General features: G+C 39.1%; 15 protein-coding genes. 10 read left to right on the top strand and 5 right to left on the bottom strand.

Going from position 1 to position 18,069, the window contains the following annotated elements:
- Nucleotides 1-275 precede the first annotated feature (275 nt).
- On the bottom strand, nucleotides 276-1,292 hold the full coding sequence (gmd, locus tag JWG40_RS15225) for a GDP-mannose 4,6-dehydratase (protein ID WP_205286616.1): 1,017 nt from the start codon (nucleotides 1,290-1,292) through the stop codon (nucleotides 276-278).
- 249 nt (nucleotides 1,293-1,541) lie between these two features.
- On the opposite strand from gmd, the gene JWG40_RS15220 reads away from it, so the two are divergent.
- On the top strand, nucleotides 1,542-2,738 hold the full coding sequence (locus JWG40_RS15220; protein WP_232369402.1) for a porin: 1,197 nt from the start codon (nucleotides 1,542-1,544) through the stop codon (nucleotides 2,736-2,738).
- Between the two features lies 1 nt (nucleotide 2,739).
- Entirely contained in the window at nucleotides 2,740-3,270 is a 531-nt protein-coding gene (locus JWG40_RS15215) for a hypothetical protein (RefSeq protein WP_232369401.1), read from the top strand.
- Here JWG40_RS15215 and JWG40_RS15210 read toward each other — a convergent pair.
- Together JWG40_RS15210 and JWG40_RS15205 are read right to left on the bottom strand one after the other, a co-directional pair.
- Entirely contained in the window at nucleotides 3,267-4,550 is a 1,284-nt protein-coding gene (locus JWG40_RS15210) for a DUF1501 domain-containing protein (protein ID WP_205286614.1), read from the bottom strand. The genes JWG40_RS15215 and JWG40_RS15210 overlap by 4 nt on opposite strands.
- A gap of 9 nt (nucleotides 4,551-4,559) precedes the next feature.
- Nucleotides 4,560-6,398, bottom strand: coding sequence for a DUF1553 domain-containing protein (locus JWG40_RS15205; RefSeq protein ID WP_205286613.1), 1,839 nt, complete (start codon nucleotides 6,396-6,398; stop codon nucleotides 4,560-4,562).
- A 76-nt stretch (nucleotides 6,399-6,474) separates the two neighbouring features.
- Between JWG40_RS15205 and JWG40_RS15200 the strand changes: the two genes are divergently transcribed.
- The 5 genes from JWG40_RS15200 (at nucleotide 6,475) to JWG40_RS15180 (ending at nucleotide 10,981) form a co-directional block, all read left to right on the top strand.
- Nucleotides 6,475-7,545 carry a zinc ribbon domain-containing protein gene (locus JWG40_RS15200; protein WP_205286612.1) on the top strand — a complete coding sequence of 357 codons (1,071 nt, stop codon included), beginning with the start codon at nucleotides 6,475-6,477 and terminating at the stop codon, nucleotides 7,543-7,545.
- A gap of 1 nt (nucleotide 7,546) precedes the next feature.
- Complete coding sequence (locus tag JWG40_RS15195; protein WP_205286611.1) at nucleotides 7,547-8,077, top strand: LIMLP_15305 family protein; 531 nt, start codon at nucleotides 7,547-7,549, stop codon at nucleotides 8,075-8,077.
- Nucleotides 8,078-8,094: 17 nt separating this feature from the next.
- Complete coding sequence (locus JWG40_RS15190) at nucleotides 8,095-9,096, top strand: SPFH domain-containing protein (protein WP_205286610.1); 1,002 nt, start codon at nucleotides 8,095-8,097, stop codon at nucleotides 9,094-9,096.
- A gap of 215 nt (nucleotides 9,097-9,311) precedes the next feature.
- A complete protein-coding gene (locus JWG40_RS15185; protein ID WP_205286609.1) occupies nucleotides 9,312-10,475 on the top strand; it encodes an ImmA/IrrE family metallo-endopeptidase in 1,164 nt (387 codons plus the stop codon).
- Nucleotides 10,476-10,489: 14 nt separating this feature from the next.
- A complete protein-coding gene (locus tag JWG40_RS15180; protein ID WP_205286608.1) occupies nucleotides 10,490-10,981 on the top strand; it encodes a DUF4411 family protein in 492 nt (163 codons plus the stop codon).
- A gap of 88 nt (nucleotides 10,982-11,069) precedes the next feature.
- Here JWG40_RS15180 and JWG40_RS15175 read toward each other — a convergent pair whose 3' ends face one another.
- Together JWG40_RS15175 and JWG40_RS15170 are read right to left on the bottom strand one after the other, a co-directional pair.
- Nucleotides 11,070-12,827 (bottom strand): patatin-like phospholipase family protein, encoded by a 1,758-nt coding sequence (locus tag JWG40_RS15175; RefSeq protein WP_205286607.1) that lies wholly within the window; start codon nucleotides 12,825-12,827, stop codon nucleotides 11,070-11,072.
- Nucleotides 12,828-12,842: 15 nt separating this feature from the next.
- Nucleotides 12,843-14,159, bottom strand: coding sequence for an MATE family efflux transporter (locus JWG40_RS15170; RefSeq protein ID WP_232369399.1), 1,317 nt, complete (start codon nucleotides 14,157-14,159; stop codon nucleotides 12,843-12,845).
- A gap of 56 nt (nucleotides 14,160-14,215) precedes the next feature.
- Between JWG40_RS15170 and JWG40_RS15165 the strand changes: the two genes are divergently transcribed.
- The 3 genes from JWG40_RS15165 to JWG40_RS15155 are packed head-to-tail and all read left to right on the top strand — an operon-like array spanning nucleotide 14,216 to nucleotide 18,063.
- The gene (locus JWG40_RS15165) at nucleotides 14,216-15,526 is read left to right on the top strand and encodes an amidohydrolase family protein (protein WP_205286605.1); all 1,311 of its coding nucleotides are present in this window, start codon (nucleotides 14,216-14,218) and stop codon (nucleotides 15,524-15,526) included.
- Nucleotides 15,527-15,556: 30 nt separating this feature from the next.
- Nucleotides 15,557-16,249: a hypothetical protein gene (locus JWG40_RS15160; protein WP_205286604.1), complete on the top strand. Its 693-nt coding sequence runs from the start codon at nucleotides 15,557-15,559 to the stop codon at nucleotides 16,247-16,249.
- Nucleotides 16,246-18,063, top strand: a complete 1,818-nt coding sequence (locus JWG40_RS15155; RefSeq protein WP_205286603.1) for a TrkH family potassium uptake protein — start codon at nucleotides 16,246-16,248, stop codon at nucleotides 18,061-18,063. The genes JWG40_RS15160 and JWG40_RS15155 overlap by 4 nt, the downstream gene beginning before the upstream one ends.
- Nucleotides 18,064-18,069 lie beyond the last annotated feature (6 nt).

The following is an 18,069-nucleotide window of genomic DNA, read 5'->3' as shown; positions in this document are numbered from 1 at the left end:
AAATAAATTTTAAAACTTTCCACTTTTGAACTGAATAAAAAATCCACTGCCTTTCAAGGTAGTGGAAACAGTTGGATCATAGTCATTTGATTCATTACAAATCATAAATCGTTAAACACAATTCATAACAAATAGAGACGAAAATGCTCGTGCTTTACGAGTGAATGCAACATTTCAAACGGTAATGTTTATATTACCGTTTGAAGGTTTTACAAAAATAGCAGAGACTCTCTCCCTCGGAGCTTAAGGATAAGTTTACTAATTGTTTCTACTGACTAAAATCCTTGGGTTTTTAAATCAGCTTCCATCATGATTTTTACTAGTTCTTTAAATTTGACCTTGGGCTCCCAACCTAACTGGCGTTTTGCTTTTTCGGGATTACCGATTAATAGTTCTACTTCAGTTGGTCTGTAGTATTTAGGATCAATTTTTACAAGAATTTGGCCAGTTTTTTTGTCCTTACCTACTTCCTTGTCAGCCTTACCTTCCCAAACAACTTCGAAACCTGCAATTTTATAAGCCTCTTCAATAAACTCACGAACTGTGTGAGTTTCATTGGTTGCCACTACATAGTCATCTGGGGTGTCTTTTTGTAACATCATCCACATCATCTCTACGTAGTCAGGAGCATAACCCCAATCACGTTTGGAATCAATATTGCCCATAGTGATGTGAGAGAGTTTTCCTGCTTTGACTTCAGAAACTCCAATGGTCACCTTTCTTGTCACAAATGCTTCCCCACGTCGTGGAGATTCATGATTAAATAAAATTCCGTTGGATGCGTGCAAATTGTACGCTTCTCTATAGTTCACAACCGCCCAATAAGCATAGAGTTTAGCCACTGCATAAGGGGAACGTGGGTAAAAAGGAGTCTTTTCAGTTTGTGGCACTTCTTGGACGAGGCCGTAAAGTTCGGAAGTAGATGCTTGGTAAAACCTAGTGTTGATTCCCGTTTGTTTGATCGCATCTAAAATCCTTAACGTTCCCACAGCATCCACTTCAGCAGTGTATTCAGGAACCTCAAAGGAAACTTGAACATGAGACTGAGCAGCGAGGTTGTAGATTTCTGAGGGTTGGATTTTTTCTAAGATTCGGTTTAGGTTCGAGGAATCAGTCATATCTCCATAATGAAGGCGGAGATTTGGGTTTCCGTGCAGATGTTCAATGCGATTGCGATTGAAAAGGCTCGTTCTACGAACGATCCCATGGACTTCGTAGCCTTTTTGGAGGAGGAGTTCTGCCAAATAGGAACCGTCTTGGCCTGTGATTCCGGTGATAAGTGCTTTTTTCATAGATCAGGGATCAGTATTTTAAATTTCTTTGGTAAGAAAAGGAAAAATGAGTCTGAAAAGGCAAATATTCTGAAAAAGTAGATTCGATTTCCTTTTGCCATTTCCTTCTTCATCCCAACTGTGACATTTATTACAAAAATTACGATCATGTTACAAGAAATCTGCAATCGAATCCGACCCATCTTCCTGTTTTGGTGTCTATTTTTCTTTCCACCTGTCTTAACAGCCGAGGAAAAGCCGGAACCAAAAATGGAAACTAGTTCGAATCCCGCGAGTCCGCAGGCAACGACACCTGCGCAGGTGACTGCTCCTCAGGAAAACAAATCCAATTGGGAAACAGGCCTCGGAAAAGGAATACGAGGCACATCCAGTGACGGGAAACACAATATCCAACTTAGATTTCGGTCTCAAATCCAAGGGAATCAAAGTTTCCAATTAGATCCTTCTGACGACACAACCAATTTCCTTGTCCGCAGAACAAGGTTACAACTCAAAGCAGGTCTATTCAATGATACTTGGCTTGTGAATTTACAAATGGGATTTGCGGAACGAGATATGGAAAGCCAAAGACGAAATACATTAAGAGATGCTAATATCATCTATAATCAGTATCGTGATGTGAAAGTCGCTTTCGGGCAAATGAAAGTACCATTTAGCAGACAACGTTGGAATTCTTCTGGTGCTTTACAAACAGTAGACAGGTCATCCGTCACAGCCGAGTTTAATTTGGATCGTGATGTAGGAACATATTTGTTTTCCGAAGATCTATTTGGCAACAAACGAATGTTTGCTTATTATTTGGGTGTTTTTGGGGGACAGGGAAGAAATAGAGTGGAACGACAAACACCTGGTGTGTTGACCGTGGCTCGGTTTATTTTTTCTCCTTTTGGCGGAATGTCCAAATCAGGATCAGATAATGATTGGTTATCAGAAACAGACTTTGCCCGTTATAAGGAACCAAAATTATCCATCGGTCTCTCTGGGGCTTATAATAAAAACTCAGATCGATCTTTAAGTACTCATGGGGTTGAATATAGTTTTGCAAGATTTAATTACAGCCACGCAGCAGGAGATATTTATTTTAAATGGATGGGCTTTTCCTTTCAGTATGAATGGTTGTGGAGAAAAGCGAATACGGCTTATGCGGAAAAAGCCGTTAGTTCTGCACTTTCAAGAGAATACTCAAGAAGTGGACAGGGACATTTTGTCCAGTTAGGATATTTATTTACAAGTAATTACGAACTTACGTTTCGATTTGGAGAGTTTCGGCCTTTGGGAGAAACCGATCCTAGTTTGAAATATTCTCGCGAAGTAGGAGGAGCCCTCTCCTATTATTTTGCTGAACACAATTTAAAATGGCAAACGGATTATTTTTATTATACAGGAACTCCAACGGCAGCGGAAGGAGATCATGTGGTTCGAACCCAAATACAGGTATTCTACTAAAATGAAACCAAATCTAAAAACCATCATCATACTATTTTCGTTAGTTGGTATTTTCTTTAGTGATTGTAAGACACAACGTAATGACAAAATCCAAGAAACAAAAAACCAATGCCTCCAAACTATGTATTTAGCTAACCTTACCGCTGGAAGGCCAGGTTTTACTGGAACGTTTCAATTCTTAGGATCTTGTTCCGGGTCTTCAAACTACTCTCCTTCATGCATTGAACTGTATGCGATCACAAAAGAAGAAATCACCTGCCCTCTTGGGTACACAAAATCTTCCGCGAAATGTTCAGTGCAAAACTTAGTCGGAGTTTGTCGTTACCAACCGAACGGGGATACAACCAAGGTAAATACTATTGTTTATGCAAAACCAAATGACAGTTATGAATCAGCCATCGCAAACTGCCAAGGTAATGGACCTGGTGCTATTTTTACCGAAATCTATTTGAACCCCGGTGACAAAACTACACCATTGGATACCATCCTCACCAATGCCTATGTTTGTTTGGAGAATGCAGAAAAAAATTAAAACAAACCTTCATATACTTTGGCTTTCTTTGTCGTTAACAGAAAAGGACGGCCAAAGGAATTGGTAAGTGAAGCATCGGGATCAACCCCTGCCGCTTTGTAAATAGTAGCGACCAAATCCCGGACATGTAAAGCTTCCGATGGTTTTAAAGCTTTGGATCCTGTTTCGTCAGTTTCCCCCAAAACATATCCTTTGGAAAAAGGGCCACCGCCAAGTAGAGTAGACCAAACTTTGGGGTAGTGGTCACGACCATCCCTGGATCCCACATCGGGAGTTCTTCCAAATTCACTTGTGAGGACAAATAACGTCTGTTTGATGAGACCTGTATTGTTTAAATCTTCCAAAAGAGAAGCAATCCCCATATCGGTTTCTTTCATAATTTTTGTAATTTGTGCTTTGTTTCCGGTATGAGTGTCCCATCCACCTATGGAAATATGAATGAAGGGAACTTCCTGGGCAGCGAGTCGTTTGGCAAGTAACATAGCTTTTCCTTGCCAAGTGGTGCCATACCGAGCCCTAGTTTTTTCATCTTCCAAACTGATCCGAAAGCTATCAATGTTTTTGGAGTTTCGAAATTCTTCTGCGGCCACTAACATATTTTTCCAATGTTTGGACTCTTTTGTCGGATAGGTTTTTGAAAATTCCTCGTTCATAAAGGAAACCAAATCTTTTCGACGAAGGATCCGATCTTCAGAGAATTTTCCATAAGATGGATTGAGGTGTTGGATGGGTTCATCCACATTGCCCACATGGTAACCTGAATAATTGATTCCCAAAAACCCAGAGTTTCCATTTTTCCCACCCCTACCACCAATTGTCACATAACTTGGAAAATACGAAGATTTGACTTTTGCTTTTTTGGCATAGGCAATCACAGCCCCAAAATGGGGTATGTCTGGAAACCCCATAGCTTCAGTCATTCGGTATCCGGTTCCGAGTAACATCTGAGCAAAACCATGGTCCCCTTCTTCACTCCAAGTGGATTTAACGATTCCAATCGTATGCATTTGTTTGGCGGTGAAGGAAAATGGTTCCAGTAGAGAAAGTCCAGAAATACTGGAACTTACTTTCCCAAAGGCACTGTTGGGTTTGGGATCGAGAGTGTCAACATGGCTCATCCCTCCCATCATCTCAATAAAGATGACGGACTTTACTTTCGATGGAAGGGCGATCGACTCCTCTTCTTCGGAAGCACGTAAACTCACCATAGGATTGGAAAATAAAAAGGGACTGATCCCGAGACTCATCATTGCTTTTTTTAAAAATTCTTTGCGGTACATTTTGATTCCTTAGTTGATGTGTTGGAACTCTTGGCTATTGAGCAGAGCCCAGAAGATATCTTGGAGGAGGTCTTTATCAAAAACGTTATCTGGTTTTGCCATCAGGGATTTTAGTTTTTCCTTTTCCCCATTCGAAGGAAGGCGTCCAAGAAGCCTATAGTAGAGATTGTCAATGACTTGATTCATGGATTTTAGCTGATCAAATTCTTGTTTTACTAGAGAGTCTTTGTTCCCAAAATCCCAAACTAACTTTCCAACCACTCGACCATTCATCAAAGTTAACATTTGTTCTATGGTCAGCTCCTCGATATCATCGGAAATATCCACACGCGGGCCGGAACCAAATACAGACAACATCGTATGATATGGTGCAGGTCTTTCCACTTCCGCTGCGTTTGCGAATTCTTTTAGATTGTCTGTTGGGATGCGAACAGATCCCGTGCCTGTTAAGTCGTAAGGTTTTTGTCCCATAAGACTTGTGAGCCAGGATAAATTTCTTTCCCTAATGTTACTTATCTTTTGTAAATCAGAAACACGAATGAGTGAGTTCAAAAGTTGGTCGCTGTCCAATCGTTTGGGCGAAAAATAACGAATCGGATCCTGATCGCCGACACTACTGGTGAGAGAGCGATTGTAGGCATTGGATGTGACGATATATAAAATGAGTTCTTTTAGTTTGAGTTGGTTTGCCAAAAAATAAGAATCCAAATGGTTTAGGATCTCTTCTCCCGTAACCACAGTGTCTTCATTCCAGTCATCTAAAGGAGTGAAAAAACTCCAACCCATAAGTTCGGTCCAAACACGATTGATGATGACTTTACGAAACCGGTCATTGGATTTGTCCGTGAGCCAATTGGCAAAAGCCTTCCTTCGGTCGTCCCCTGGTTTTAGTTTTGCTTCTTTCCCATCTAAAAATTTGGGCCGAACCAAATCCCCTCCGGGCGCATCGTCCGTATGAGGAAACCGAAGTCCAAGTTTTGGTTCGTAGTATAATGTGGCGTAGGCGACTTCATGTTTTTTTTGGTAGTCTTTTCTTTGTTCGTCGGTCCATTTGTTCCAGTTGTCCCGATTCCATTCATTATTTTTATCTTGTAAGGTCTTTTGGTCTTCCATAGGAAGATGCACTTCCAATTCACGAGGCACATAACTGAAAGACTTTCCATACCGATCGGCTTCCCAAGTTCCATCGCGAAAGAATTGTTGGCTAAAAAATGCGGATAATGCATAATAATCCCTTCTCGTAAAATCAGAAATATAAGGATGGTCATGGCAGCGAGCACACGCGACACGCTTAGCATAAAACAGTCTTCCCACATACTCTGCTGTTTGTAAAGGATCGGCCCCATCTCGAATGTAAAACATCGTGGCCGGTGATTCCTTCACAGAACCACTTGAAGTCAACATTTCCTGCACGAGTGTATCGTAAGGTTTGTTTTTATGAAGTGAACCAGCAATATATTGAAAGAAGGCGCCGGTGGGAATTTTACGGCCTTTGGATTTATCTCGTAACATCGAAGTAAACTTAGTTCCCCAATATTCGGCAAACTCAGGTTGTTTCAAAAAATTCACTGCGAATGATTCTAAACTTTGATCTTTCGGGAGGACTTCTAATTCCTTCCATTCGGTCACACTGGGAATCACTCCTCGTAAATGGAGAGACAATCGGCGCAGAGAGACCGTTTTTTCCGCCTGAATCACATTAGGTGATAGTTTAAAATACAAACTATCTAATGGATGAACTGCATTCTGTTTTGATCGAGAGAAAACATAACCAACCGAAAGAATGAGTAAGACAATGGACAGAAGTAAATACCGAAACTTAAGAATTAGATTTAGTACCAATCTCATATTCTAAAGATTCTATGTTGGATTTTGGGATTTGAAAATATTTTTCTTGCAAAAGTCAATTTTTTGCGGATAAACCTTGGTTGCGATGGCAGAAGAAAAAATCTATGAAATGCTTTGGGACTGCGAATTCTGCGGTTCTAAAAAACTACTCGGTAAAACTCATAGGCATTGTCCCAATTGTGGAGCCACACAAGATCCCACACGTAGATACTTTCCCAATGATGCGGATAAGGTCGCAGTCCAGGATCATATCTACTACGGCGTCGATAAGGTTTGTCCCTTTTGCCAAACAGCCAACGGTGCCAAAGCCACTTTCTGCGGAAACTGCGGTGGGGCACTCGATGGAGCTCAGAATGTAAAACTTCGTTCGGACCAAGAGGGAACCGCAGAAGATTCTGTCCAAAAAGCAAAAGAAGATTTAGCCTTTGCCAATTCTGAATTTGTGAAACCCCATCCCAAAACTCCCAAATGGGTGCTTTGGTTACTTGGCTCCATTCTCTTTGGTGGGATTGGATTTGTTTGTCTGGGAGTTTTATGGACAGAAAAAGTCGAACTCCAAATCACCCATCATGAATGGTCTCGCACAATTGCCATTGACCAATTCAAACCTGTCTCCGAATCCGAATGGTGTGATTCCATGCCAATGGGTGCGTACAGTGTGTCCAGAAGTCGTCAAATCAGAAGTTATAATAGCATTCCTGATGGAGAAGATTGCCATACAGTTCGTTCGGATCGTGGGGACGGAACTTTTTCCGAAAGTGAAAGTTGTTCCACCAAATACAGACAAGAACCAGTCTATGATGACCATTGCAGTTACCGCATCGATAAATGGGCCTTTGATCGCAACGCAGTGGCTAAAGGATTTGGAACCACACAAGAACCTTATTGGCCCACTCCCCAAATCCGCGAATGTGCAAGTACTGCCATTGGTTGTGAAAAGTTAGGACCGAAAACAGAAAAGTATATGGTTTATTTTACAGAGTCCAGCGGAGAAACCAAAGGGGAAAAACATGATTGTGAATTTGATCAGTCCAAGTGGAAATCACTACCAGCCAAAGCACTCTACCAATCAGAAAAAAGTGTGATCTTTAATTACATCACTTGTGACACCATACAAACGTTAGAAGACGCTACGACAGAGGAATAAAATGGACCAAACTTGGTTAAAAACAACATTAGAACGTTTTAAGAACGAACAAGATCCGATTCGTAAGTTCTTAAAAGAAACCAAACTCTTTGAAGAAGCATTAGCTAACCAAGAGTTTGAAAAAACAGACCTTCTCATCCGAAAAGAACTCGGAGGAATTCTCAGCTCTTTCAAAGAAAGTTTTCGCAAATTAGAGGAAGGTTTTGTACAAAAAGCACAAATCCAAAATATCGGAAAAACCAATTCGGCTACCACACTTCTGGATCGTATCATAATGAAAGTGAACTCGGCAGGTTATGGACTGAATGGGCTGGGCACAGGAGTCCAAGCCACGCAGGAAGAAATGGAAAATTTACTGAACCATGATTTTTCTATGTTAGAGAAAGTGGGAGAACTCCAAAAAGAAATTTTGGAAACACTTCCCACATCGTTTGCCTCAAACCCCGAAGCCGCAATCGAATCCATAAACAAATTGTTTTTGGATTTTGAAACACAGTTTGAAGCAAGAAACTCAATTTTTTTAAAAAAATAGGATAAGGAAAAAGTAGAATGGCACTAATAGATAGAATTAAATTTGAAGGAAGTCCCAGTGAAATCGTTTGGAAATATCCCTCTGACGAAATCAGCACCGCAGGACAACTAGTAGTCGATGAAAGCCAAGAAGCCATCTTTTTTAAAGAAGGAAAGGCCTTGGATACGTTTGGGCCAGGAACCCATACTTTAAAAACGGGAAATATTCCGATTTTAGAGGCTCTCGTCAATCTGCCGTTCGGTGGAAAAACTCCATTCACCGCAGAAGTGTATTATGTAAACAAAGCCATCTTTGCAATGAAATGGGGAACAAACACACCCATTCCTTTAGAAGATCCTAAATACAAAATTGTCCTCAATATTCGGGCTTTTGGTGATTACAAATTTAGAATCAAAGACTCCAAAGCATTTCTAATCAATGTAGTTAAGGGTGGAAATCGAACTACCAACGAAGCCATTGATGAATTTTTAAAACCAAACATTGTACGTGGGATTGGCGATTTTATTTCTGAAGTCATCTTAAACAACAACACCTCTGTAGTTGAGATTAATAAGTATAGAGATGAAAGTTCCACGGCTGGACGAGTTAAACTGGCTCCTGAGTTTGAAAAGTATGGAATTGATTTAACAGAGTTTAACGTATCTTCGGTGAACTTTGACCAAAACGATCCGAACTACCAACGAATTCAAAAAATCATTACCGATAAGTTTGAAATTGATATGCTCGGTGATAAATACCAACAAAAGAAAATGTTCGATATCGGACAAGCGGCAGCAGAAAATGAAGGCCAAGGTGGTGGGGCCATGGGTGCTGGCATGGGAATGGGAATGGGGATGAATATGGGCCAAATGATGGGCAATATGATGAACCAAGGCGGAGGACAACAACAAGGAGGAGCGGCTCCCGCAGCCAATGATCCTGCAGCTCGGATTGCAAAATTAAAGGGACTCCTGGATCAGGGCCTCATCAACCAAGAAGAATTCGAAGCCAAGAAAAAAGAAATTCTTTCCTCGATGTAAATTGAATTTCCTTATCGCAAACTAAAGAAAACAAACTCCATCAAAAGAGAGAATCTAACTTTCTTTTGGTGGAGACTGGGATCAAACAACGATCCAATTTCATACGCAGATCGTATAACAAGTAATTAGTAATTGTTATTTGCAATTGCCAAAGATTCTACCGTTACCAAGAGAAAGTTTATATACAAAAAAAAAAGCTAAGAAAGGATGAAACTATGATAGTCAATGCTAATCCAGAAGTCTTGAAATGGGCAAGAGAGAGTGCTGGCTTAAATATTGAACAAGCAACAAAAAAGCTGAAATTTAAAGATCCAGAGAAACTAGGCCGATTAGAATTTGGAAATGAGAAGCCTTCCAGAAAGATTCTTTCCGATATGTCTAAAATATACCGAAGATCTCTACTTGTTTTTTATCTTAAAAAAATTCCAATTACATCCAGCAAGGGTAACGATTTCCGAACATTACCAGAAGATTACCGACCAGATCTAAATTTCGATTCTTTTATCAGAGATATACATATACGTCAAAGTATATTAAAAGAAGCTATCGAAGAAGAAGAAGATTTCACTCCTATCTCTTTTAAGCAAAAAATTAATTTTAGCATGAACGTAATAACTGTTAGTAAAATTATTCAAGAACTATTTGAATTTACCCATAATGATATCGATCGAATAAAAGATCCTGATGAATTATTTAAATTTCTAAGAAATAAAATTGAGTCAAAGGGAATTTTTGTCATCCTTGCTGGTAATCTAGGTAGCCATCACACTGATATTGACGTTGTATCTTTTCGAGGAGTAGCAATTGCAGATGAAGCTGCACCTTTCATAATAATAAACGATCATGATTCACATTTCGCTTGGTCTTTTACACTTTTACATGAATTAGTTCATATACTCTTGGGAGAAAGTGGAATAAGTAATATGTATTTTGAGCAAAAAATAGAAAAATTCTGTAATGATATAGCAGCGGAAATACTCCTCCCCGAAACGATAAATTTACCTACGCTTGAAAATATCAATAATTTGCAAAAAGCAGCAAATCTAATTAGTGAATTTGCAAAACAGAAGAATGTAAGTAGCTCTATGGTTGCATATAGGCTCTATCAAAAAGGAATTATTAAGAGAGAATTATGGGAAAAGCTTGCCGCTAAATTTAAAATATTGTGGGAACAAAGCCAGATCAGTAAAAAAGAAAAACGAAAACTCAATAAAGAAAAGGGACCGGACTATTATATTGTAAGACGACATCGAATAGGTGGTGCAATAATTAAAACTGTCAAACAAATGCTTCAATCCGGAAATTTAACAACAATAAAAGCAAGCAAAGTATTAGGTGTAAAATCAAGCAACCTTTCACATCTATTTGAAAACGGTTAGAAAAGTTGTTATTTTTGTTAGATGCAAATGTCCTAATTGATGCAAACAGGGACTACTATCCAATTGAAGATATCCCTGAATTTTGGGACTGGATTCTATATAACGCAGAAAACGATAAAGTAAAAATACCAATAGAAATTTTAGAAGAATTAATCAATGGAAATGATCTGCTTGCAAAGTGGTGCAAAAAAAATAAAAAAATACTAACATTGGATGAATCGGCAGAACCAGAGAAAGTAAGTCAATGCGTCGAAATTGCCTATAGCACAAACCCAAACGACATAGACGTTGAAAAATTAGGCCGTGATCCATTTCTATTGTCATATGCAATCGAAGATGCAAACAGCAGAACTATCGTTACAACGGAAATATCAAAACCTTCCAAGAAAGGAGTAAACCGTAAATTACCCGATGCTTGCGAATCCTTGAATATCCAATGTGTGCATTCATTTCAATTTTTCAAAGTATTACAATTCAAAACTAACTGGAAAAGTTCTTTAAAATAGGCAACTACTCATTACAGCGCCTAACTACTTCGTTCTGGGACTCAAGGGTTAGCCTATTTCGACAATTTCAAGATAGAAACAATTTCCATTAAGAAAACAATTGTTTGATTTCTGCTAAATTGGCTTCGGCTTCCTTTTCACCCTTATCAATAATTTCTTGGTAACGGGCAAAATCAAATAACTGAAATTCTTCTAAATGGAAGTGCACAAACAAATCCATTTTAGGTCGTTTGAGACGGGTGATTTCTCTTCCTTCCAAAGTAATGGTTCTTGTCATAATTTGTAAAATAGGTGGGTACTTAAGAGTGTCCCAGATATACCGAAAGAAACCTTTCTCTGTGGTATTACGATCTTCAAAGAGTTTGACTGGAACAATTTCTTGCAAAGGAGATACATTGATTCCCATAACAACATCTGCACCTTTGGTGCGAATGAGATTTTCAGGAACATTGTTGATCATCCCCCCATCCACAAGTAACTTTTCACCCAAACGATAAGGAGGAAAGGCACCCGGCAAACTCATCGCACAGGTAAGGGCTTCCGTAATCGGGCCTTGGTCAAAAATATGTTCTTTCCCCGTTTGTAAATCCACAGCGGATGTGGCAAAAGGAAGAGGGAGTTCTTCGATCCTTTGGTCACCAAATCCTTTCTTTAACATCCGTTTCATGCGTTTGCCTTTAAAAAAAGCAACAATCGGAAGTGTGGGATCAAAGGCACTTTCCAATCCACCAAAAAAATTTTTCACCATTTCTTCAATTTCTTCTGGAGTGTTTTTTCTTGCATATAGTGCGGCAATCACTGCACCCATCGAAGCACCAGATACAAAATCAAAGTGAATTCCTTCCCGATGCAAAACTTTGAGTAATCCGACGTGAGCAAGAGCCCTAGCTCCACCGCCACCTAACGCCAAACCTCGAGTTTTTGCTACTAAATATCTTGCGAGAGTGTCTTTTTGGTAAAACGTTTTCAGCGATTGGTCCTGGGGAAGATAACTTTTACGAACACCACTTTCCATCATACGGATGGCACGACCCTCAAAGTTTCGAATTCGACTTTTCCAAAAATGAATGATCTCTTCTTTTTCTTTATAAAACTTTTCTGGTTCATCTTCCCAAAAAACAATAAAGTCTGATTGAACTACAAGATAATGTAAATCCATTCTAGAAGTGGATTCATCAAAGTAGATATGAAGTAAGGGAGTTTTGTTTCTAAGATTTGTAAGATATTCTGAAATTTGGGTGGGATCCATCCCCTTAAAAGTGGAGATCGGAATAGCAGTAGAAAGTTTTTTGGTGACCTCACCATATTCCTCTAAGAAAGATTTTACTTTTTCACCAAAATGATATTCGGGTTCCAAGGGAACATGGACACATAATCTTCGTAAGCCGATAGAATGATCTTTCTGATTGTGATTGGATCTGTCTAAGTTCTCGCGCATCCGAGATCCCATCATTTGAATGATATTTTGGGCAAAGACCTTTTCTTGTGAGGCCAATTGTAAAAAAAGTTTTCCATTCAAAACATAAACGAGAGAATCGATGACTGCAATGGCAGAAGTGGAATGATTGGAACTAGAGATAAGAGAGTTCTCGGCTAACACTTGGCCGGAACCAACATAAACATGGCTTTGGCCGGCAACATTTTCAAGTAGAATTTCGCCATACCGAACAATGTAGATGGACTCCGAAGACTCTCCTTTGTAGTAGAGAGCTTCGTGGCTTCGGATTAATTTTTCTTGGACGTTATTCGAAAGTCGTAACAAAACAGAAGGAGGAAGTTTTTTGAACAAATCCACAGACTTTAAAAAATTCTGTATGGCCTGCCGTTCTAATTCAGTTCGTTTCATTTTCCCCTCACTCTATTAAATTCGTATACTTACCCACTCCTTCCTACGAAATTTTCCGACAAAAAGCACTGCCATGAGTAAAATCCAAATAAAAAATGCAGACCAGATACCAATCGTTCCCCATGCTAGGACTATCCCGAATAAATAAGCTAGTGGCAACATGACGAGGAAGGATACAATCAGATAAACAAACATCACATAGTACATCATCCCAGCACTACGAAGTGCAGATCCAATCACCATATGATAGGCATCGCCTACTTGGATGAGGGCCACAATACAAAGTGCAGGATAAGCTTCCTTCACGACAGCAGGAACATCTGTAAATAATCCAATGAGCCAAGGACCGGCAATGATAAAGAAAAGTCCCATACTTCCCATAACGATGGCCGAAAAAGTTGCCGAACGCATGGTTCCTTCATAAGCTAAACGTATTTTACCCTGTCCCATGGATTGGCCAAGAATGGTAGTGGCCGCAATTCCAAAAGAAAAGCCAGGCATAAATGATAAACTAAGACATGTTAATACAACGCTTGCCGATGCAAGGGTAGTTGTGCTAATCATTCCCGCAATTTTATAAAATCCTGAAAATGCAAAGTTCACAAGCGTTCCTTCTAAAGCTGGTGCAAACCCAACCATACAAAGTTCTTTAAGGATTGCAAAACTCGGTGCAAAGATTTCATACTTAAAAAATTTGATTACGTCTTTGCGGAAAAAATAGAACAATACGATGAGAAGTGCAGGAATAGATGACAAACTAGAAGCAATAGCTGCCCCTTTGACTCCCCAAGCAGGGAATCCCCAGTTTCCAAAAATCAGTAACCAATTAAAAAAGATATTAGTCACAGCCGCTAAAATGGAAGAAATCATACCAACTTGTACGATCCCAATCCCATCAAAAAATCCACGTAAGGCGAACCCGACAAAGAACAACACAGTTCCTAAAAACCGATAGGATAAATACACACCAGCCACTTCAATCACTTGTGGATCATCTCCAATCCAACCCATAAATTCTGGAGCATAGAGAAATCCAAAATAGGATAACAAAGATCCTAAAACTAAGGACAAATAAACTGAATTGATTAGGGTGATTCCTACCCCTCTGTCATTTTTTTCGCCAAATCGACGTGCTACGATGATTTGCACCGCCATAGATCCGCCCATAAGGAAAGCGAAAATAGAGAAATAAACCATTCCTCCAAATCCAACGGCGGCGAGGGGAACCTCTCCCAATTTACCGACCATAGCGGTATCGGCTACCATGATGGCTGTGTAACTAATCATTCCAAAAAAAACAGGGATTGCTAATCCAAGAATTTTCTGATTCAATCGAGTTGGCTTCAAGATGCGTCTAATTTTGTGAAGCATAGTTTTGTCATTCTTATATGTATTGCGATCTACACAACCACCTTTATGGATGTTTACCCCCTGAAACTTTGTTTCGAATTGGCAAAAATAACCCAGAACCTCGTTGGCATTTGTATTTAGATTCCTATGAAAAAGCATACGGAGTAAAAATCCGACCTTCGACTTTTTTTGAGGATTATGATGACATTCAAAAGTTTTCTAAACTCTATCACTTTCGAGAAAAGGCTCCCTTTTTACATTTCCAAGCAAAGTTCAATCTTATTATCGCCTTAGTAAAGTTTGATGAAAGAGAAATTACCGAAGTCACTCATGATGTAGTTCTTTCGAATAGTTTGGATGATATTAGTTATGCCGAATATCGTTTGATGTTTGGTAAAGAAGAACCAAAAGAAATTTTTTATTCAAAACTTATGGCTTGTTTGGAAGGACTGACCCAAGGGGAAGAGTCCGCCAAAAAAGAAGGGAAACCCATCCAGGCAAAACTTGTCATGTCTTTACACCGAGATTTAAACTTTGAAAGGCATTATGATTGGATGAAAAATTGGATGGAAAAAGAATCTGTGATTCGTAACGGTCTTGTGGGAATTGACTTCTGTCATATTGAAGAAGGCCATCCACCTAAAGATAAAAAAACTTTTTTCCAATCAGTAAACAAAGACAACCAAGCAGAACCTAACACAGCCTTATCGATTCTTTATCATGTAGGAGAAAGTTTTCGAGACAAAACCCCATTCTCTGCCGTACGTTGGGTTTTGGAATCTGCTGTAAATGGCGCTCACAGACTCGGTCATGCGTTGGCCCTCGGAATTGATTCGGATTATTTTTTAGGGGATGAAAGAACAGAACTTGTTTCTGAAGCCAAGGACCAAATCGAATGTGAATTGGAATCGTACACGGAGATCACAAGTTTTGGTTCGTTCTATCCAAAAGAAGAACTCGAACTCAAACGAAAGGAATTAAAAACTAAACCAGATTCCGAACTTCTCAAAATTCCTTTTGATGAAACACAGTCCCAATACTTACATACATTCCAAAACTATGTTATGTCTAGACTAGCTAAAACGGATGTTGTGATTGAATGTTGCCCCTCTTCCAATTTGTATATTGGGATGTTAGAATCACATATTGATCATCCCATCACACGATTTCTGCAAAATGATTTGAAGCTCACAATCGGTTCCGATGATCCAGGTCTTTTTGGAACCACTATGCCTGAAGAGTATGGACATGCCCATACAGCAGGAGTTTCCGAAAAAGATTTAGAAACCATTCGGGAAAAGTCATTTTCCTATCGTTCTACGAAACTTTCCGGCCGTGAATTGGATTGACCCTGACACGGATTAGGTAAACTGGAATGTATGCGGATTTTTTCCCAAATATTTGTGCCAATGATTGTGATCTCCTTAACTATGGGGCCACTTTTTGGGCAAACAAAAGAGGGATTTTATGACACAAATAATTACGACTTAAGAAACCTTCCTAAATCGGATCCAGAATCCAATGTTTTGCAAGATGTCACTCTTCCGCCCAAGTTTGAAACTCCGGTTCTTGCCACGCCTAAAAATGTAAAAACACAATACAGTGGGATTGATTCCATTCCTGGTGCCGGGTCCTTACTCAATTCTAGATCCACAACCAACTCCAGTCAAAACGCAGCCAATCCGTATAATCTTACAGGTTCCCAAAATCTACCTATCAATCCACTGACCGGCGAAATTAACGAACAAGCTCTCCAAAACCAATTACAAAAGAGTAGAACCAAACAAGAGTTAAAGAAAAAACAAAAAGAAGAGTTTGATGAAGATGCTGTCTACGAAGAAACTAAATTTCGAAGAGCATATATTATTTTCTTTCTGACTTTACCGTTTGCGATCATTGCTTCTGCCGGGGGAGTTGCCCTTCTCGCACCGGCCCTACAAAAATCAGCCTTAGCCAGTGGAATTATGATCACAGGAACTACTGGACTTTCTGGAGCCAATGTTTATCTGGATAGACAAAGATTGGAAGAACACCGCGAAAAGAAAAAACAATTAGCCGAAGTTTACCCTTGAAGTTCAAACGATTCTTCGTTTCTCTCCAACATTTTTTCCTCTATCTACAAGTTCAAAGATTTGAAATTCGAAATTTCTATATGGAACACCTTCGTTCGATAGGAAGGGCGTTTTATATTCTATTTGGATTTTTATCAGTAGCCATTTTGATTCTAGATTTTGGATTTTATTATCCAGAAGAATGGAAACCTTACGTAACTATCTCCATTCGATCACTGGTAACATTTTTTATTTTATACGAATCCATTCACTTGGTCTTCACAAACAAACGATGGAGGGATTACGTATCCCTTCATAAAATAGAGCTTATCATTTTATCGATGTTAGGATTAGAATTTATTTATGAAAAGAATATAGTTTCGATCCTAAAATCATATCATATTTCTGGAGAAGATACCACTCTTATCTTTTTATCAGTGAATCAAATTCTATTTTTATTTTCCAATTTGGCTCATTTCTTTCGACTTTCCCGAATTCAGGATTCTAAAAAATTAAATCCTTCGATTGTTTTTGTTTCTTCTTTTGCATTCATCATTTTACTCGGAGTCTGTTTTTTACATTTTCCAAAGTCCACAAACGGTGCAGTTAAATCCATTGATCTCATATTCACAACCATAAGCGCCACTTGTGTGACAGGGCTTTCCACAGTTGACCTTTCAACTCAGTTCACTCTAACCGGCCAACTGGTAGTTCTCCTTCTCATCCAAGTGGGAGGACTGGGTCTTATGACCTTAACTAGTTTTTTTTCCATCTTCCTTGCGGGCAAAGTTTCCGTGAGTGATACCATGATGATTAAAGACTTACTTTCCGAAGAAACTATGGGCCGTGCCAAAGAAATTTTAAAACAAATCACTTTGCAAACTTTGGTGATAGAATCGATTGGAGCCGTTTTTTTATTTTATAGTTTTCCATCTCACTTCCCTATTGCCTTGTCCGAAAAAATTTACTATTCTATCTTTCATTCCATTTCTGCATTTTGTAATGCAGGTTTTAGTTTGTTACCCAATGGATTGGCCACAGAAGCCTTCAAACATTCTGAAGGTTTTTTATCTGTCATTATGTTTCTCATCATTCTGGGTGGACTTGGGTTTCCGGTTTTATTCCAAATTCGAACTAGGTTATCTAATCCTTTTGATTTTAAATTCCGATGGTCGGTAACTTCCAAATTAGTATTTTGGACGACCGGCTCACTTCTGTTATTCGGATGGGTTTCCTATTATTTATTAGAAGGAAATTCTAGTTTAAAAGGTCTCACAAAATCAGAACAAATATTTCATTCACTGTTTTATTCCGTAACCACAAGAACTGCTGGATTTAATACTTTGGAATTAAACCAAATGGGATTTCCCATCACCTTCATTTCCTTTTTTCTAATGTGGGTGGGAGCCTCTCCTGTTTCTACGGGGGGAGGAATCAAAACCACTACCTTTGCGATTTCACTACTCAATATCACAAACCAAATCCGTGGAAAAGAGAGAATGGAAATTGACCACCGAACCATAGCTAACTCCTCGATCGCAAGGGCCAGTGCGACCATTGTTTTATCTTTGTTTGTAATTTTTACCGCCATTTTTTGTTTGTTACTCACTGAAAATGCTAACTTTATTGATTTGTGTTTTGAAGTGGTGTCTGCTTTTGGAACAGTGGGTTTGACACGAAGCCTCACTCCTCACTTAAGTGATTATGGTAAAATCATCATCTGTATTGTTATGTTTGTGGGACGGGTAGGAATTTTGACACTACTGGTAGCGCTTTCGAAAAAAGTAACCCATGTCTCGTATGAATATCCGAAAGAATATGTGGTTGTAGGTTAAAGTTTG

This window comes from Leptospira abararensis, from assembly GCF_016918735.1.
Taxonomy (GTDB): Bacteria; Spirochaetota; Leptospiria; order Leptospirales; family Leptospiraceae; genus Leptospira_A; species Leptospira_A abararensis.
The sequence above is the reverse complement of the archived record's forward strand: the minus strand, read 5'-3'. Positions and strand labels throughout refer to the sequence as shown.

What these genes read in the sequence shown, in the direction of transcription:
- gmd (WP_205286616.1), bottom strand. Translation starts at nt 1,292, where the DNA reads ATGAAAAAAGCACTTATCACCGGAATCACAGGCCAAGACGGTTCCTAT.
- JWG40_RS15220 (WP_232369402.1), top strand. Translation starts at nt 1,542, where the DNA reads ATGGAAACTAGTTCGAATCCCGCGAGTCCGCAGGCAACGACACCTGCG.
- JWG40_RS15215 (WP_232369401.1), top strand. Translation starts at nt 2,740, where the DNA reads ATGAAACCAAATCTAAAAACCATCATCATACTATTTTCGTTAGTTGGT.
- JWG40_RS15210 (WP_205286614.1), bottom strand. Translation starts at nt 4,550, where the DNA reads ATGTACCGCAAAGAATTTTTAAAAAAAGCAATGATGAGTCTCGGGATC.
- JWG40_RS15205 (WP_205286613.1), bottom strand. Translation starts at nt 6,398, where the DNA reads ATGAGATTGGTACTAAATCTAATTCTTAAGTTTCGGTATTTACTTCTG.
- JWG40_RS15195 (WP_205286611.1), top strand. Translation starts at nt 7,547, where the DNA reads ATGGACCAAACTTGGTTAAAAACAACATTAGAACGTTTTAAGAACGAA.
- JWG40_RS15190 (WP_205286610.1), top strand. Translation starts at nt 8,095, where the DNA reads ATGGCACTAATAGATAGAATTAAATTTGAAGGAAGTCCCAGTGAAATC.
- JWG40_RS15185 (WP_205286609.1), top strand. Translation starts at nt 9,312, where the DNA reads ATGATAGTCAATGCTAATCCAGAAGTCTTGAAATGGGCAAGAGAGAGT.
- JWG40_RS15175 (WP_205286607.1), bottom strand. Translation starts at nt 12,827, where the DNA reads ATGAAACGAACTGAATTAGAACGGCAGGCCATACAGAATTTTTTAAAG.
- JWG40_RS15165 (WP_205286605.1), top strand. Translation starts at nt 14,216, where the DNA reads ATGTATTGCGATCTACACAACCACCTTTATGGATGTTTACCCCCTGAA.
- JWG40_RS15160 (WP_205286604.1), top strand. Translation starts at nt 15,557, where the DNA reads ATGCGGATTTTTTCCCAAATATTTGTGCCAATGATTGTGATCTCCTTA.